Here is a 15,069-nt window from a genome sequence, read left to right as displayed (position 1 = left end):
TTCCGCGCCGGGACGGCCGAATTGGCGAATTCGGCGATGCGGCACGCGGTAGGTGGCGCAGGGCGGGATCGAAGCCTATCCGAGCCGATCGCCTCGCGCAGCGCGGCGTCAGTGCGACGCGAAGCAGGAGCCGGAAGGCGCGCCCGGCAGGCAGATCTCGGCGATGGCGGCGACGAGCAGCCACGCGCCGATCAGCAGCGAACCCACGGCTATCGCGCCGAACACGAACACCCACAGCAGGCCGGGCAGCCGCGTGAGCCTGGCGAGTTGATCAGCGTCGGAGTCGACCTCGTGATAGCGGGCGCGCTGCTGCCGGGAACGCCCCCTCTGCAGCTCGAGCACCGGCCGCGCCCCGGCGAACAGCAGGAACCAGGCGCCCAGATACGCGAAACCCGCTTGCAGCGTGTCGGTGCCGAACCAGGAGACGACGAAGACCACCGCGCCGAGTCCGAGCACGGTGATGCCGCCGTAGATATTCCTGATCTTGATCAGGAGCGCGGCGAGCAGGACGATGGCGGTCCACAACATCAGCGTGATCCGGCTGGCGCCCAGCAGGGCGGCGAACCCGAGACCGAGCAGCGGCGGCGCGGGGTAACCCGCCATCGTGGTGAGAATCATCCCGAGGCCGTAGGGTTTTCCGCTCGACACCGTGAGTCCCGAGGTGTCCGAATGCAATCGGATGCTGTTGAGCTTGCGGCCGGTGAGCAGCGCGACCAGAGCGTGCCCGCCTTCGTGCGCGATGGTGACGATGTTGCGGGTGAGCCGCCAGATCGGGGTGTAACCCACCAGTACGAGCGCCGCCACCGCGGCCGCCACCACCAGCCACCACGGCGGTTGCGCTTGCGTCGTCGTCAGACGATCGGCGATGGAGGCGCCGCGCTCGAAGAATTCCGCTCTGTCCACCGCCGCACCTTAACCGCCCGCGGACGACCGTGCTCGTGGCATGCGTTCCTTGCTGGGACGCCACCGGCGGACGCGGCCATCACGTATGACGTGTGACTCGGGGGGCTGCTACTGGGAACCCGGGTCAGCTGGTTCTCGTGAGGATCCCGGTCATATCCCCCGCCACGCCCTGTGTTCGGTAGGAAATGGTCCCGTCCGGCCGCAGTTCCAGATGGGAGGACGCGCCTTCGTCGTTACATCCACCGGGATTCTGAGTGAGTGCGGCCCTCAATGTGACGCTTTCCGCTGCGACAGCGGTGAGTGTCTCGGCGCGACCGCACTTCAAGCCGATGATTCGGCCGGTATTGGTCGATTCTCCGACTTGTTCACCTACGTCGCCCGGATTGAGTGTCAGGATGATGTCGTAGCTGCCGAGAAGATCTTTCGCCACACCTTTCCACTCGCCGAGAAAAGCATTCGGAACGCTGGCAGCGGAGGGACTGCTGCTGGTCGTCGGGGTCGTGTCATCGGCCTGCGTGGCGGTAGCTGTGGAAGGTGTGCTGGCTGCTGAGGTGGTTTGCGCGATCGAATCGTTCGGATCGTCGTTCCGTAGCTGTGCGCCGACCACGAACGCCGCTACGGCGACGGCGATGCAGACGACGAGCGCACCCGCGACGAGCAGGGCTCGGCCGGGGCGGCGAGGATGAGGTGCGGCGGCGGCCGCGCCGAACCGGGGCGAACTCTGGTGTGCGGGCGGGTAGGTGTGGTGTCCGGTGTACGTGGGAGACGCCTGCGGCGGGCCCGGATGCCGCAGGTGCGTGGGCGCCGATCGCCCGGGGTCGCTGTGCGGGTGCGCAGGTGAAGCCGAATGGATCATGGTGTCGGCGGTGCGCGCGGGATGCGGGGGCGCGGGAAGGTCCGGGCGGTCGAACGGCCCGGAGTCAAGGTTCAGCAGCTCCACTGCGCGGTGGCTGACCTCCTCGAGCACCGGGGCGGGCAGCCAGCCGCCGCGCTCGGGGATGCCGAGAGCGGTGAGCTGGGTGAGCAACTGGTCCGGCGTAGGGCGAGCCGCGGCGTCCTTGGTCAAGCAGGCCGACACCAGCGGGCGCAGTCGCTGCGGGACGTCGTCGAGCTGCGGCTCCTCGTACACCACCCGCCACAGCATCTGCACGGTGTCGCCGACGCCGAACGGTCCGTGGCCGGTCGCCGCGAACACGAGGACCCCGCCCAGGGCGAACACGTCGACGGACGGGCCGATCGGGTCGCCGGTCACCTGCTCCGGGCACATGAATCCCGGAGAGCCGATGACCTTTCCGGTGGTGGTGAGCTGACTGTCGTCGACGGCGCGGGCGATGCCGAAGTCGATGACCTTGGGACCGTCGAGAGCCAGGAGGACATTGGACGGCTTGAGGTCGCGGTGCACCACCCCGGCGCCATGGACAGCCGTCAATGCCTCGATCAGCCCGTGCGCCAGCACGAGCAGCGCGTGCTCGGTGAACGGCCCGTACCGGTCGACCGCGTCGGCCAGCGAGAACCCGGCCACGTAACCGGTGGCCAGCCACGGCGGATCGGCGTCCACGTCGGCGTCGAGCACCGGCGCGGTGAACCGTCCGCCGACCCGGCGCGCCGCCGCGACCTCCCGCCGGAAGCGCGTGCGGAACTCCGCGTCGATCATGTCGGGGCGGATGACCTTGACCGCGACGGTGCGCCCGCCCGCGTTCCGTCCGAGGTAGACGCGGCCCATGCCACCGACGCCCAGGACGCCGAGCAGGCGATAGTCCCCGATCCTGGCCGGATCGTTCATGCCGAGCGGTTGCATCGCGCAGCTGGCTCCCTTCTCATGGCGTACGACCCTCCGAGAGGCTACTCACCGGGCACTCTCGTGTTCGCGCAGCGCCTGCCCCCGCTAACCGGCCATGCTGGGCGCGGGCGCGGGTTGGTCCCGCCGCGTCCGCCTGGCCAGCAGATATGCCGCGAGCGCCGCGGGAATGTTCATCAGAACCCCGTAGACCGCGCCGGGGACGGCCATCGTCTCGTTGTCGAGTACCGAAGCGGCGACGGCGATCGCGAGCGCCGCGTTGTGCACGCCGATCTCCATGGCCGAGGCGATGGCCTGATCGGTTTCCACTCGCGCGAGCCGGGGCACGAAGTAGCCGACGGCCAGGCTGATCACGGCGAAGGACAGGCAGATCGCGGACAGCTGTCCGATGTGCTCCGACAGCGTGTCCAGATTCGATCCCACTCCGGCCGCGATCACCAGCGCGAGCACCACGACGGAAAGGACCTTGACCGCGCCGCGCATCCGGCGCGACCACTCCGGGAACCGCCGGTGCACCGCCATGCCGATCGCGACGGGCACGAGCACGATGGCGAATACCTGAGCGAATTTGTCCGGCCGCAGCCCGACCGAACCCTCGCCGTCCAGGAACAAGGCGTAGGACAGCGCCACCACCACCGGCATGGTGAACACGGCGAGCACCGAATTGATCGCGGTGAGCGTGATGTTCAACGCCACGTTGCCCCCGGCGATGTGACTGAACAGGTTCGCCGACGCTCCGCCCGGCGACGCGGCGAGCAGCAGCATGCCCGCGGCCAGCGCGCCGTCGAGTCCGAACAGGCGGATCAGGCCCAGGCATACCGCGGGCAGCAGAACCATCTGGCACACCAGGGCGATCACCGCCGCTTTCGGATACCGCAGCACGCGCGCGAAATCCTCGGTCGTCAGCGTCAATCCGAGCCCGAACATCACCAAGGCCAGTGCCAGCGGCAGCAACACCGCGAAAATCGTTGCACCCAAGGGGGTCTCCTCTCCGACGAGCGGCCGGACGGGCCGATCCCGGGGACCGACGTTATCGACTCGTGGCGAAGGTGGCCAGCCCCGGTCAAGCGGTGACGGTCACACCCCGGGCCGCCGACTCTCGTGCCTTCGTCAGCAGGCGCAGCGTCGTGACGGCGTCGCGCGGGTCGACGGGGACGGGCGCGCCGTCGAGGAGCGCGGCGGCCATGGCGGCGTAGAACGCTGGGTATGCGCCGGGCGCGGTCGGCACCGGGACGAAATCGGGTTCCGCGCCGAGTACGCCCCAGCGGTCGGCATCGACTGTGCCCCAGGGTGAATCGCCGTCCGGGCGGCGACCGGACCGTAGCGCGTCCTCCTGCGGGTCCAATCCGTAGGTGACATACCCGGCTTCCGACCCGAGCACCCGGAAGCGTGGTCCGAGGTGCGGAGCGACGGCGCTCATCCACAGGTGGGAGCGGACACCGCCGGTATGGGTCAGCGCGACGAACGCGTCGTCGTCGGTGGTGATCCCCTCGCGCCGCCGGTCCAGCTCGCAGTACACCGAAGCCACCGGGCCGAACAAGCTCACGGCTTGGTCCACCAGGTGGCTGCCGAGGTCGAACAGGATGCCCGCGCCCTCCTCGTCCGTGCCGACCTCCCGCCAGCCGCCTTTCGGCACCGGACGCCACCGCTCGAACCGCGACTCGAACCGCCGCACCCGGCCCAGCTTCCCGGTCTCGACCAGCTCGCGCACCGTCCGGAAGTCGCCGTCCCAGCGCCGGTTCTGGAAGACCGACAGCGCCGAGCCGGTGCGCTCCGCACATGCGACGAGGTCCTCGGCATCGTCTGCCGTGACCGCGAACGGCTTGTCGACCACCACCGGCAACCCGGCCTCGAGGGCTTGCCGGGCCAGCGGCGCGTGGGTGCGGTTGGGCGTCGCGATCACGACCAGATCTATGCCGCGCGGCGCGGTGAACAGCTCTTCGGCATGCGGCACCACGCGGACACCGGGGTGCTCGGCGCGTGCGCGTTCGGCCCGTTCGGCCGCGGAGGTGACCACCGCCGCGACTCGCATCCGCGGCTCCGCCGCGATCAGCGGAGCGTGGAAGACCGACCCGGCCAAGCCGTAGCCGAGCACGGCGACGTCGAGGATGCTCATGCCCCGACGGTACCGCCGATGGGATACCGCCCGCTCAGCGCTGCGGTGCGGCGGAGTATTCCTGTTCGGGCCGTCCCGTGGCGCCGTAGCGCAGGCTCATGCGCACCGTGCCGCTGGCCACGAGCCCGGCCAGGTAGCGCTGGGCGGTGGCCCGGGAGACGCCGATGGCGCTCGCCACCTCGCCTGCGGACAGGGGCGTCCTCGCATCCGTAATTGCTTGCAGAACAGCGTCTTTGGTCGGTGATGACACCGTCGCGGACGGTCCGGCGGTGACTGCCGGACGCAGTGCGTGCAGCGCGGCGGACACGCGGGCGTTGTCGACCTGCGGCACCGCGAGAATGCGCCGGTACCGGGCATAGGCGGCCAGCCGGGCGGCCAGGTCTGTATGCGGAAACGGCTTGACGAGGTAGGCCAGCGCGCCCGCCGCGATGGCGGCTCGCACGGCCTCGCTCTCCGTCGACGCGGTGAGCATCATCGCGTCGCAGCGGAGTTCGCGGACGAAATCGATGCCGGATCCGTCCGGCAGATAGACGTCCACCAGCGCCAGGTCGATCGGATCCGCCGCGACCAGTTCCCGTGCGGCCGCGAGGGTGTTGGCCGTGCCTGCCACCGTGAAGCCCGGTATAGACCGCACGATTCCGGCGTGCAGGTTCGCCACCCGGAAGTCGTCGTCGACGACGAGGACGGTCAGGGTCGGCGCGGCCATGCCACCTCGCTTTCGACGAGCACGCCGGGGATGCGGGCGATGAATTCGGCCCCGGTGAGCGGCGGCTCGCCGCCGCCGGGGCTCGACAGGCGCACGTCGCCGCCGTGGGCGCGGACGATCTGGCGGATCAGTGTGAGGCCGACGCCGCGCCCGCCGGGCACGCCGCGGTCGTCGCGGGTCGAGACCCCTTCGGTGAACAGCGTGTCCACCAGACCGGGCGCGACACCGTCGCCGGTGTCGGCGACGGTGATGTGCAGAGTCGAATCCTCCTGCACCAGTTCGACTTCCACCTGCCGAATCGCCCGGTCTCCGGCGCGGACGGCCTCCATGGCGTTGTCCAGCAGGTTGCCGAGCACGGTCGTCACGTCGACCGGATCGGTGAGACTGCCCTCGACCCAGGTGTTGGGGCCGAGTACGAGTTCGACGCCGTTCTCCCTGGCGTGCGCGGCCTTGGCGGCCAGGAATGCCTGCAGGTACGCGTCGTGGATGGCGTCGATGCCCGGTGTCGCCGGGCCGAGCGGTCCCGCACCGATCAGTTCGTCGACCGACCGCGCCGCCTCCCCGACCCGCCCGCCGTGCAGCAGTCCGCTGATCAGGTGCATCTTGTTGGAGAACTCGTGGCGCTGCGCGCGCAGCACCGTGCTCATCGACTGCACCGCGTCCAGTTGCCGGGTCAGCGATTCCACGTCGGTGCGGTCGCGCACCGTGAGCACCGCGCCGAGATCGCGCCCGTCCCGGACGACCCGGCGCGCGGAGACGATGACGATGTTCGCGCCGACCGTCGCCGAGGCGGGCTGCTCGTCGAGGTCGCGAAAAACTTCCAGCACGCGGGGCGTCAGCCCGAGCTCGTCCACCGGACGCCCGATGTCCGGCGCGACACCGAGCAGCCTGCGGGCCTCGTCGTTGACGAAGGTGGTGCGCCACGACGCGTCGACCGCGAGCACACCGCCGCCGATACCGTGCAGCACCGCGGCTTGGCCGCGGACCAGTTCGGCCAGCTCGTCCGGTTCCAGCCCGAGCGTGAGCCCGCGCCACCGGCGGGCGAGCAGGATCGAGCCGGCGATGCCGACCGCGAGCGCCACCGCGACCAGCCCGCCCGCGGTGCGCAGGTCGCCGAGCAGTTGATCGTGCACCGCGTCGGTGGCGATGCCGACGCTGACCGCGCCGACCACCCGGCCGGAACCGGGAGCGAGCACCGGGACCTTCGCGCGCACCGAGTCGCCGAGCGTGCCGCGTTCCTCGGTGATCGCCTCGCGGCCCGCGAGCGCCTCGGACGGATCGGTGCTGACGTGCTCGGCGAGCCGTCCGGCGTCCGGATGCGCGAGGCGGATGCCCGCGTCATCGGTGATCACGACGAACAGCGCACCGTTGCGCTGCGTCGCGTCCACCGCGAGCCGCTCGAGCGGACCGGCGGCCAGCTCCCGGCGCACGGCGGGATCGTCGGCGACCGCCCCCGGGGCGTACCGCCCCACCTCGGCGCGCACCACCGGATCGGCGGCGACCGTGCGCGCGACAGCCAGCGCGCGCTGGCCGTAGGCATCGCGCAGCCGCTGGTCGCTGAGGTAGCCGAACACCGCGAACGCGACACCGAGGGTCAGCGCGACGACCAGGATCTGCGACAGCAGAACCTGGGTCCGCAATCGCACGGCCCGCGCGCCCTCAGTGGCCATGGGCGCAGCATAGGCGCGAATGACCGCGCACGGGAGCGTGAGCAGAATGCACAAAACCTGCGAATCCCGCGTTTGTGGCGCTTGTGCGCACAAGCTCGGGGGTGTGACCCGGGACACGTACGTTCGCCCTACCCGATCTCGCAGGAGTAGGAAGCAATGACGCAATCACTCATCGAGCTGCGGAGCGCGACCAAGCGCTTCCCCGGCACCGGCGGTGGCATCCACACCGCCGTGCGCAATCTGAACCTCACGGTGCGGCCCGGCGAATTCGTCGCCGTCGTCGGCCCGACCGGATGCGGCAAGTCCACCACGTTGTCGCTGGTGTCCGGGCTGGAACCGGCCTCGGCAGGCCGGACGCTGGTGCGCGGCGAGGACGTCGACGGCATCCCGGACGGCATCGGCTACATGTTCCAGCAGGACGCGGTGCTGCCGTGGAAGAGCGTGCTGGACAACGTCGCGCTCGGCCCGCGCCTGCGCGGCGCGTCGAAAGCCGAGGCGCGCGCGAAGGCGTCGGGATGGGTGCGCAAGGTGGGCCTGGCCGGATTCGAAAGCTACTACCCCCACCAGCTGTCCGGCGGCATGCGCAAGCGCGTGGCGCTGGCGCAGACGCTGGTCAACGAGCCGGAGATCCTGCTGATGGACGAGCCGTTCAGCGCGCTGGACGTGCAGACCCGCCAGCTCATGCAGGACGAACTGCTGCGGGTCTGGGCGGGCACCAACGCGGCGGTCATCTTCGTCACGCACGATCTGGAGGAGGCGATCGTGCTGGCCGACCGGGTGGTCGTGATGACCGCGAGCCCGGCCACCGTCTGCGGTGACTTCCCCGTCGGCTTGGCGCGGCCGCGCAGTGTCGAGGAAGTTCGGCTGACGACCGAGTTCCGCGACATCTACCAGGAGATCTGGCAGACGCTGCGCGATGAGGTCGAGGCCGCACGCGCGAAGGGAGCCTCCCGTGTCGCATGACGTGCTGGCGCCCGACGCCGCCACACCGGTGGTGGAGAACGAGACCGAAGAGCAGATCCTGGCCAGGGTGCGCACCACCGCGCGGCGCGCACGGATCCGCACCTGGGGCCTGCGCGCCGCGCTGGTGGCGCTGTGGCTGGGCGCGTGGGAACTCACCGCCACGGCGTGGATCGATCCCTTCTTCTACTCCAAGCCGTCGCTGATCTGGGCGCGGTTGGTGGAATGGTTCACCGAGGGAACTCAATTCGGCTCGATCTGGCTGCAGATCTACACCACCGTGCAGGAAGCCGTGCTCGGTTTCGTGATCGGCACGGTGGCCGGCGTCGTGCTGGGCGTGCTGCTCGGCCGCAGCCGGTACTGGGCCGAAGTGCTCGCGCCGTTCATCAAGGCGCTCAACGCCGTTCCGCGCATCGTGCTGGCCTCGCTGTTCATCATCTGGTTCGGGCTCGGCCTGAGCTCGAAGGTCGCCACCGTGGTGGTGCTGGTGTTCTTCGCGGTGTTCTTCAACGCGTTCACCGGGGCGCGCGAGGTCGACGGCAACGTGATCAACAATGCCCGCATTCTCGGCGCGAGCCGCAGGCAAGTGCTGGTGTCGATCGTCCTGCCCAGCGCGACCACCTGGATCCTGTCCAGCCTGCATACCGCCTTCGGCTTCGCGCTGATCGGCGCGGTCGTGGGTGAATACGCCGGTGCCAGCAAGGGTTTGGGACTGTTGATCAGCAACGCGCAAGGCACATTCGACTCGGCGGGCATCTACGCGGGCATGATCGTCATCACGGTGATCGCGTTGATCGCCGAGTGGGGGATCGGCATGGCGGAGAACCGGTTGCTGAAGTGGCGGCCCTCGCAAACGACCTCGAACCACGGGATCTGATCATGAGGTATCGCAAGCAGCTGGCGCTCGTGGCCGTCGCGATCGCGGCACTGCTGACCGTCACCGGATGCCGGGACTCCCGCACCATTCCGATGGCCGACGGGCGGCCGCAGATCACCATCATGGTGGGTGGCCTGGAGAAGGTGATCTATCTGCCCGCCATGCTCACCCAGCGACTCGGCTTCTTCGAGCGCAACGACATCGACGTGAGATTGCTCGGCGAGCAGTCCGGCGCCACGGCCGAGACCGCGCTGCTCACCGGCGATGTGCAGGGGGTGGTCGGGTTCTACGACCACACCATCGACCTGCAGGCCAAGGACCAGTGCATCCGCTCGGTGGTGCAGATGTCCGATGTGCCGGGCGAGGTGGAGCTGGTGTCGAGGGCGGACGCGGACATCACCTCGATCGCCGACCTGCGCGGCAAGAAGCTGGGCGTGACCTCGCTCGGTTCCTCGACCGACTTCCTCACCCAGGCCCTCACCGGCCAGGAGGGCATGACGACCGCCGAGTACACCCGGGTGAAAGTCGGCGCGGGACAGACCTTCATCGCGGGCATGAACCACGACGGCATCGACGCGGGCATGACCACCGATCCCACCGTGGCGCAGATGGTGAACTCCGGGGAGGCGCGGATTCTGGTCGACATGCGCACCGAGGCGGGCACCCGGGCCGCGCTCGGCGGGCTGTACCCGGCGACGTCGCTGTACATGAACTGCGCCACGATCGACGCCCACCCGGACATCGTGCGCAAGCTCGCCGCCGCGTTCGTGCAGACGCTGCAATGGATCCGGACGCACACGCCCGAGGAGATCGCCGCGAAGATGCCGCCGCAGTACGCGAGCGCGGGCAAGGACCTCTACGTCCAGTCGATCCGCGACTCCATCGGCATGTTCAACGGCGACGGCCTGATGAAACCCGAAGGCGCGCAGAACGTGCTGGACATTCTCGGCAAGTACTCGAAGAACGTCCGTCCCGTGCGCGATCGCATCGATCTGTCCGAGACCTACACCACGCAGTTCGTGGAGGAGGCGTTGCGCGCGCCGCGCCAGTAGGCCGGTGACCACCGCAGAGCCGCCCGAAGCCCAGCTGTGCTCGGGCGGCTCGGCCGGTCGGTGCTCGAAGACGCTCACGTCACCGGGTTCGGTTTCGAGCGCCTGCCGGTCGAAGGTGAGCAGCGCGAGGAAGGACAACCCGCCCGCGACCGGAGCCGCTGCTGATCTTCTCAACCGTGGAGACACCCCACCATAGACCGACATGAGAGTTGGTCCCACAAGCCGGTGTACGCCACGGCGGACGAGGTGCGCGTGCATTATCTGATCGGATTCGCCGGGCTGGCGTGCTTCCTGCTGCTGGCATGGTTGCCAAGTACCGACCGCCGCGCCGCCGTCGGAAGGCTGCCGCGGATCGCGGTCCTGTTGCTCCTGCAGATCGCGCTCGGGTTCCTGTTGCTGAAAACAGGGATCGGGGGGACCGTGATCCGGGCGGTCAGCGACACTTTCGCCCATATCCTCGGCTATGCCGCACAGGGTACGGCGTTCGTGTTCGGCGACCTGCCGAGCGTCGGCGGCAGCGGGCCCGCCTTCCTCTTCGCGGTCCTGATGCCGATCGTGCTCGTCTCCGCGCTCATCGGGATCTTGCAGCACCTGCGGGTGCTGCCGTTCATCATCAAGTACCTCGGTCTGCTGCTGGCATGGGTGAGCGGCTTCGGCAAGATCGAATCGTTCAACGCGGTCGCCTCCGCCATCCTCGGTCAGTCCGAGGTGTTCATCTCGCTGCGCGCCATGCTCGACGACATCCCGCCGCAGCGGATGTACACCCTGGCGGCCTCGGCGATGTCGACGGTCTCGGCGGGCATCCTCGGCGCCTACATGCAGCTGATCGACCCGAAGTACGTGATCGCGGCCATCGTGCTGAACATGCTCGGCGCTTTCGTGGTGTGCTCGCTGATCAACCCCTACGCGGTCACCACCGCCGACGACGCGCGGCTGCTCGGCGAGGAGATCTCCGACAGCCGCAAGGCGCAATCGTTCTTCGAGATGCTCACCGAATACATCTTGGTGGGTTTCAAGGTGGCCTTCACCGTCGCGGCCATGCTGATCGGATTCATCGCTCTGCTGGCGATGATCAACGGAATCTTCGCCGCCCTGTTCCACGGCACCACGTTCCAGGATCTGATGGGGCACATCTTCGCCCCCGCCGCCTGGCTGACCGGCATCCCGTGGGACGAGGCGGCGGCCGCGGGCCGGTTCATGGGCACCAAGCTGGTGTCCAACGAGGTGGTCGCCATGCAGGAGTTGAACCGGCAACACGGGGGACTGTCCGACCGCACCGTCGCGATCGTGTCCACCTACCTGGTGTCGTTCGCGAACTTCTCCACCATCGCCATCGTCACCGGCGCGGTCCGCAGCCTCAGCGAGAAACAGGGCAGCGTCATCGCCCGCAACGGCCTTCGCCTGCTCTACGGCGCCACCTTGGTCAGCTTCCTGTCCGCCACCATCGTCGGTCTGCTGAGTTAGTATTGCAACGGCAGTCGCCGATTGCGTCACTAGTGACGTTTTCCCTTCAGCGGCAACGACTTCGGTTCCGGTGAACCAGGCAGATCATTCCTTCGCTCGATGAGCTCGATACCGGTGAATTCACCGAGCCGCGCGCTGGTCTTGCCCTCCGAAACCTGACGCACAATATCGCGGAATTGCCATAAAACGGTTCCGGACCGGGGTGCGGTATCCTCGATGGTGCGTGCGTAAACAGGGTCGAGCAATCGAATTCCATGCGCTTTGGGCAGATTCCAATACGGAATCATCGGCGAGAGATGGTGATCCAGGTGGTATCCCTCGTTGTGTATACCCAGGAAATGGTAGGAGATCGGCCCCAACGCGCGATGGCGAGTGGTATGTAGATCTATGCTGTTATTTCCTACCAGGGGGAAATGTTCCAGCAATGCCATGTACCAGTTGATCAGTGGGAATACGAACAGCAGCGGGATGATCCAATACAGCAGGAATTGGGTTCCGTAACCGGTTGTCGAGCAGAGCAGGCCCAGCGTTGCCAGATAGCACACCACTGCCAACCCGGGGCGGACCTCGTCCCGGGTCCCGGAGAGTCTCAACTCCTTCACGATGGCCGACGTCTCCCGGCCCAGGAGCGGCATCACCATGTGACGCCATACGAACTCGGCGCCGGATTGCGGCTTGTACAAGCCCGCGGTGATATGTGCCCGAAAATCCGGATCTGTGCGCACATCGCCGAAACTGCCGTGATGATCGCGGATGTGGCTCCGCCGGAACGCGTCGAACGGTTGCAGGATCACATACCCCGAGAACCATGTTCCCAAAAATCTGTTGACGCGCTCGTTCGCGGCCAGCGTCCCGTGCACCGCCTCATGAACCAGTGTCGCGAGCGCGCGCTGCCTGGTTGCGATGGCAGTCAGTCCCACGGTGAGATAAACGAGCCACCATATCCACCCTGATAGCTGCTCGCACACGATGACAACAGCCGCGATGACCGCCCAGTCGCCGATCAACGCCAACGGCCCGTGCCAATTGTCGAGCTGCCGGAGTTTTTTGATCTCATTGTTGATCTCGGGGGCGAACCTGTAGCGAGGTACTCGACCAGGAAGTGGAGCGATGCCATCGCTTTGCCGTTCCTCGGGCAACACTGCATCCTTGCTGCGGCTTCCCGCCGCTGACGAATCCGCAGCCGATCGGTCGTACACGACCGGATCGGCGCGTGAGGTGAAAGGGTGCGGGAGTCCTCGATGCCGCGGCGATGTGAGCGGTGACTCGGCGCCGCCGGAGGGGGCCCGGTACTGATCACCGATCAGACCACCTTCGATGCCGAGTCGCGTGACGGAGCCACATCGAGGGTCTGTCCTGTCGTCGGTGTACTCGTCTCCATTCTGGGTGATTCGTCGACTGGCGGGTGGCGAACAAGCGTCGGTCGAAGGCCCGCGGACCCCTCGATCCTCTTGGCGCGCTTGCTTGTTCGAAAATGGTTCTCCATCCTACCCTCGAGCGCGGGTTCCGCGGCCGGCTTCGTCATCCGCGCCCACAGCCCGCCCACGCCGACCGGGATCACTCGCAGTCATCCCCGCGAGCCGCCCGACCCACCGGAGAATCCGGAGTCACGATCATGGGGTCGGCTGATGTCGTCCGACAAGCGGGACCGGCAGAGGGTGGCTCGAGAGAGGCGTGGCATCGCACTACTGCGTCGCCGGCTGCCGCCGTGTCCGGCGATTGCACGACATCGGCTTGGCCGACAGCGCGCGGCAGCGCCATCCCGAACTCCCTACGCTCACCTGGGACGCGATCGTGGCGACGGGCGGGTGGGGCGACCGACGATTCAGGCGTTGGCTTCCTCGGTCGCCCGCAGTTCGGCCTTCCATTCCCGGAAGCCTTCCTCGGTGCGGCCGCGGCGCCAATACCCGGAGATCGACGCCGCCCACTCGGCGGGAACGCCTCGATCCCTGCGGATGTAGCGCCGCAGATCCTTCATGACCGCCTCGGCCTCGCCGTGGATGAACACCTGAACCTGCCCGGGCGCCCACGACGCGGCACGGACGGTTTCGGCGAGCACTTCGCCAGGGGACCGGACGCCGCGGTGCAGCCAGGTGAACTCGATGCCGTCCGGCTTCTTCAGCGGGAGTTCGTCGTCGGGACCGGCGACCTCGACGAACGCCAGGCCGGTCGCTTCGGCGGGCATCGCCTCGAGCGCGGCGGCGATGGCGGGCAGCGCCGCCTCGTCACCCGCCAGTAGATGCCAGTCGGCGTCCGGGCGCGGGGAGTAGGCGCCGCCCGGGCCGTACAGGTCGATGGTGTCGCCGGGCTCGACCGCTGCTGCCCAGGGTCCCGCGAGGCCCTCCGCGCCGTGGTAGACGAAATCCACCGCGATCTCCCCGGCAACGGTGTCCACCGATCGGACGGTGTAGGTGCGCAACACCTCGTTCCCGTCCTGCGGGAAGATGAACTTCACATACGAGTCGGTGAACTCGCTGGGCCGGAACGCGGCGAAGCCGGGGCCGCCGAGGTGCACCCTGATCAGGTGCGGGGTCAGCCATTCCGTGCGTTGCACCGTGAGGGTGGTGCGGGGACGTGCCAAGGGAACCTCCGATAAATGTTATTAGGATTGCCTTACTTACCCTACTCGTGTTCGGCTCAGGGTGCGGCCAACCGCTGACGGCGCGCCGCGCGGGCGAAAAGATGATGCCCATGACGCAGTCCGTGCCGACACCGACCCACGCCGTGCAACAGCGCTACCGCGATCCTCGACCGGTCGAACCCGCGCAGTGGAATCAGGTCCTGCAAGTGCTGCACGAACACCGCTCGGTGCGCCGCTACCTGTCCGACCCGGTGCCCGATGCCACGCTGCGACTGCTGATCTCCGCGGCGCAGTCCGCGCCGACCTCGTCGAATCTCCAGGTCTGGAGCGTCATCGCGGTGCGCGACCCGCAGCGCAAGGCACGCTTGGCCGCGCTCGCGGGCGACCAGGCCCACATCGGGCAGGCGCCGGTGCTGCTGGTCTGGACGGCCGACTTCGCCCGCTTGCGCCAGCTCGCCGAAGACCGGAGCGCGCCGCTGGAGGGCGCGGACTACCTCGAGTCGAGCTACGTCGGCTTCATCGACGCCGCGCTCGCGGCGCAGAACGCGGTCGTGGCGGCGGAATCGCTCGGACTCGGCACCGTCTACATCGGCGCGCTGCGCAACAAGCCGGAAGAAGTCGCCGCCGAGCTGGGCCTGCCGCCGCAGGTCTTCGCCGTCTTCGGCTTGGTGGTCGGCCACCCCGACCCCGCCGAGGACACGCGGGTGAAGCCGCGTCTTCCGCAGGAAGCCGTGCTGCACCGGGAAACCTACGATCTGGACGCGCAGCGGGCGCACGTGGCCGAGTACGAGACCCGGGTCGCGGAATTCTATGCCGAGCAACAGCTGGCGCATTCCTGGACCGACCGTGTGCTGGCCCGGCTGGCCTCCGCGGCGGCGCTCAACGGCAGGCACCGGCTGCGCGAATCGCTGACCAACCACGGCTTCCGGTTGCACTGACCCG

13 protein-coding genes are annotated in these 15,069 nt (G+C 68.4%); 5 read left to right on the top strand and 8 right to left on the bottom strand.

What is annotated here, in order from left to right; translation table 11 throughout:
• Positions 1-108: 108 nt before the first annotated feature.
• From NA8_RS24415 to NA8_RS24390, 6 genes are all read right to left on the bottom strand, one after another.
• Positions 109-903, bottom strand: a complete 795-nt coding sequence (locus NA8_RS24415; protein ID WP_063052683.1) for a M50 family metallopeptidase — start codon at positions 901-903, stop codon at positions 109-111.
• 124 nt (positions 904-1,027) lie between these two features.
• Positions 1,028-2,701 (bottom strand): serine/threonine-protein kinase, encoded by a 1,674-nt coding sequence (locus NA8_RS24410; protein ID WP_063052682.1) that lies wholly within the window; start codon positions 2,699-2,701, stop codon positions 1,028-1,030.
• Positions 2,702-2,788: 87 nt separating this feature from the next.
• Complete coding sequence (locus tag NA8_RS24405; protein ID WP_063052681.1) at positions 2,789-3,679, bottom strand: bile acid:sodium symporter family protein; 891 nt, start codon at positions 3,677-3,679, stop codon at positions 2,789-2,791.
• An 85-nt stretch (positions 3,680-3,764) separates the two neighbouring features.
• Positions 3,765-4,817, bottom strand: coding sequence for a Gfo/Idh/MocA family protein (locus NA8_RS24400; protein WP_063052680.1), 1,053 nt, complete (start codon positions 4,815-4,817; stop codon positions 3,765-3,767).
• A 34-nt stretch (positions 4,818-4,851) separates the two neighbouring features.
• A complete protein-coding gene (locus NA8_RS24395; RefSeq protein WP_063052679.1) occupies positions 4,852-5,523 on the bottom strand; it encodes a response regulator transcription factor in 672 nt (223 codons plus the stop codon).
• Complete coding sequence (locus NA8_RS24390; protein ID WP_174550132.1) at positions 5,505-7,193, bottom strand: ATP-binding protein; 1,689 nt, start codon at positions 7,191-7,193, stop codon at positions 5,505-5,507. Before NA8_RS24390 ends, NA8_RS24395 begins: the two co-directional genes overlap by 19 nt.
• A gap of 156 nt (positions 7,194-7,349) precedes the next feature.
• Here NA8_RS24390 and NA8_RS24385 point away from each other — a divergent pair, with 156 nt between their 5' ends.
• The 4 genes from NA8_RS24385 to NA8_RS24370 all read left to right on the top strand — a co-directional run bounded on the left by NA8_RS24385 (position 7,350) and on the right by NA8_RS24370 (position 11,546).
• Positions 7,350-8,156, top strand: coding sequence for an ABC transporter ATP-binding protein (locus NA8_RS24385; protein ID WP_063052678.1), 807 nt, complete (start codon positions 7,350-7,352; stop codon positions 8,154-8,156).
• Entirely contained in the window at positions 8,146-9,030 is an 885-nt protein-coding gene (locus tag NA8_RS24380) for an ABC transporter permease (protein ID WP_063052677.1), read from the top strand. The genes NA8_RS24385 and NA8_RS24380 overlap by 11 nt, the downstream gene beginning before the upstream one ends.
• Before the next feature lie 2 nt (positions 9,031-9,032).
• A complete protein-coding gene (locus NA8_RS24375; RefSeq protein ID WP_063052724.1) occupies positions 9,033-10,082 on the top strand; it encodes an ABC transporter substrate-binding protein in 1,050 nt (349 codons plus the stop codon).
• 252 nt (positions 10,083-10,334) lie between these two features.
• Complete coding sequence (locus NA8_RS24370; protein ID WP_063052723.1) at positions 10,335-11,546, top strand: NupC/NupG family nucleoside CNT transporter; 1,212 nt, start codon at positions 10,335-10,337, stop codon at positions 11,544-11,546.
• Between the two features lie 29 nt (positions 11,547-11,575).
• Here the strand turns inward: NA8_RS24370 and NA8_RS24365 are convergent, their stop codons facing one another.
• Both NA8_RS24365 and NA8_RS24360 read right to left on the bottom strand, forming a co-directional pair.
• Positions 11,576-12,685 (bottom strand): fatty acid desaturase family protein, encoded by a 1,110-nt coding sequence (locus NA8_RS24365; protein ID WP_169810552.1) that lies wholly within the window; start codon positions 12,683-12,685, stop codon positions 11,576-11,578.
• 686 nt (positions 12,686-13,371) lie between these two features.
• On the bottom strand, positions 13,372-14,127 hold the full coding sequence (locus NA8_RS24360; RefSeq protein WP_063052675.1) for a siderophore-interacting protein: 756 nt from the start codon (positions 14,125-14,127) through the stop codon (positions 13,372-13,374).
• Positions 14,128-14,237: 110 nt separating this feature from the next.
• Here NA8_RS24360 and NA8_RS24355 point away from each other — a divergent pair, with 110 nt between their 5' ends.
• Positions 14,238-15,065 (top strand): NADPH-dependent oxidoreductase, encoded by an 828-nt coding sequence (locus NA8_RS24355; protein ID WP_084467064.1) that lies wholly within the window; start codon positions 14,238-14,240, stop codon positions 15,063-15,065.
• Positions 15,066-15,069: the final 4 nt, after the last annotated feature.

It is taken from the genome of Nocardia arthritidis NBRC 100137 (genome assembly GCF_001612765.1).
In the GTDB taxonomy this organism is placed as follows: domain Bacteria; phylum Actinomycetota; class Actinomycetes; order Mycobacteriales; family Mycobacteriaceae; genus Nocardia; species Nocardia arthritidis.
The sequence above is the reverse complement of the archived record's forward strand: the minus strand, read 5'-3'. Positions and strand labels throughout refer to the sequence as shown.

Excerpts from the sequence above, each read along its gene's own strand:
- NA8_RS24410 (WP_063052682.1), bottom strand. The coding sequence starts at position 2,701 with ATGCAACCGCTCGGCATGAACGATCCGGCCAGGATCGGGGACTATCGC.
- NA8_RS24355 (WP_084467064.1), top strand. The coding sequence starts at position 14,238 with ATGACGCAGTCCGTGCCGACACCGACCCACGCCGTGCAACAGCGCTAC.
- NA8_RS24390 (WP_174550132.1), bottom strand. The coding sequence starts at position 7,193 with ATGGCCACTGAGGGCGCGCGGGCCGTGCGATTGCGGACCCAGGTTCTG.
- NA8_RS24400 (WP_063052680.1), bottom strand. The coding sequence starts at position 4,817 with ATGAGCATCCTCGACGTCGCCGTGCTCGGCTACGGCTTGGCCGGGTCG.
- NA8_RS24385 (WP_063052678.1), top strand. The coding sequence starts at position 7,350 with ATGACGCAATCACTCATCGAGCTGCGGAGCGCGACCAAGCGCTTCCCC.
- NA8_RS24375 (WP_063052724.1), top strand. The coding sequence starts at position 9,033 with ATGAGGTATCGCAAGCAGCTGGCGCTCGTGGCCGTCGCGATCGCGGCA.
- NA8_RS24395 (WP_063052679.1), bottom strand. The coding sequence starts at position 5,523 with ATGGCCGCGCCGACCCTGACCGTCCTCGTCGTCGACGACGACTTCCGG.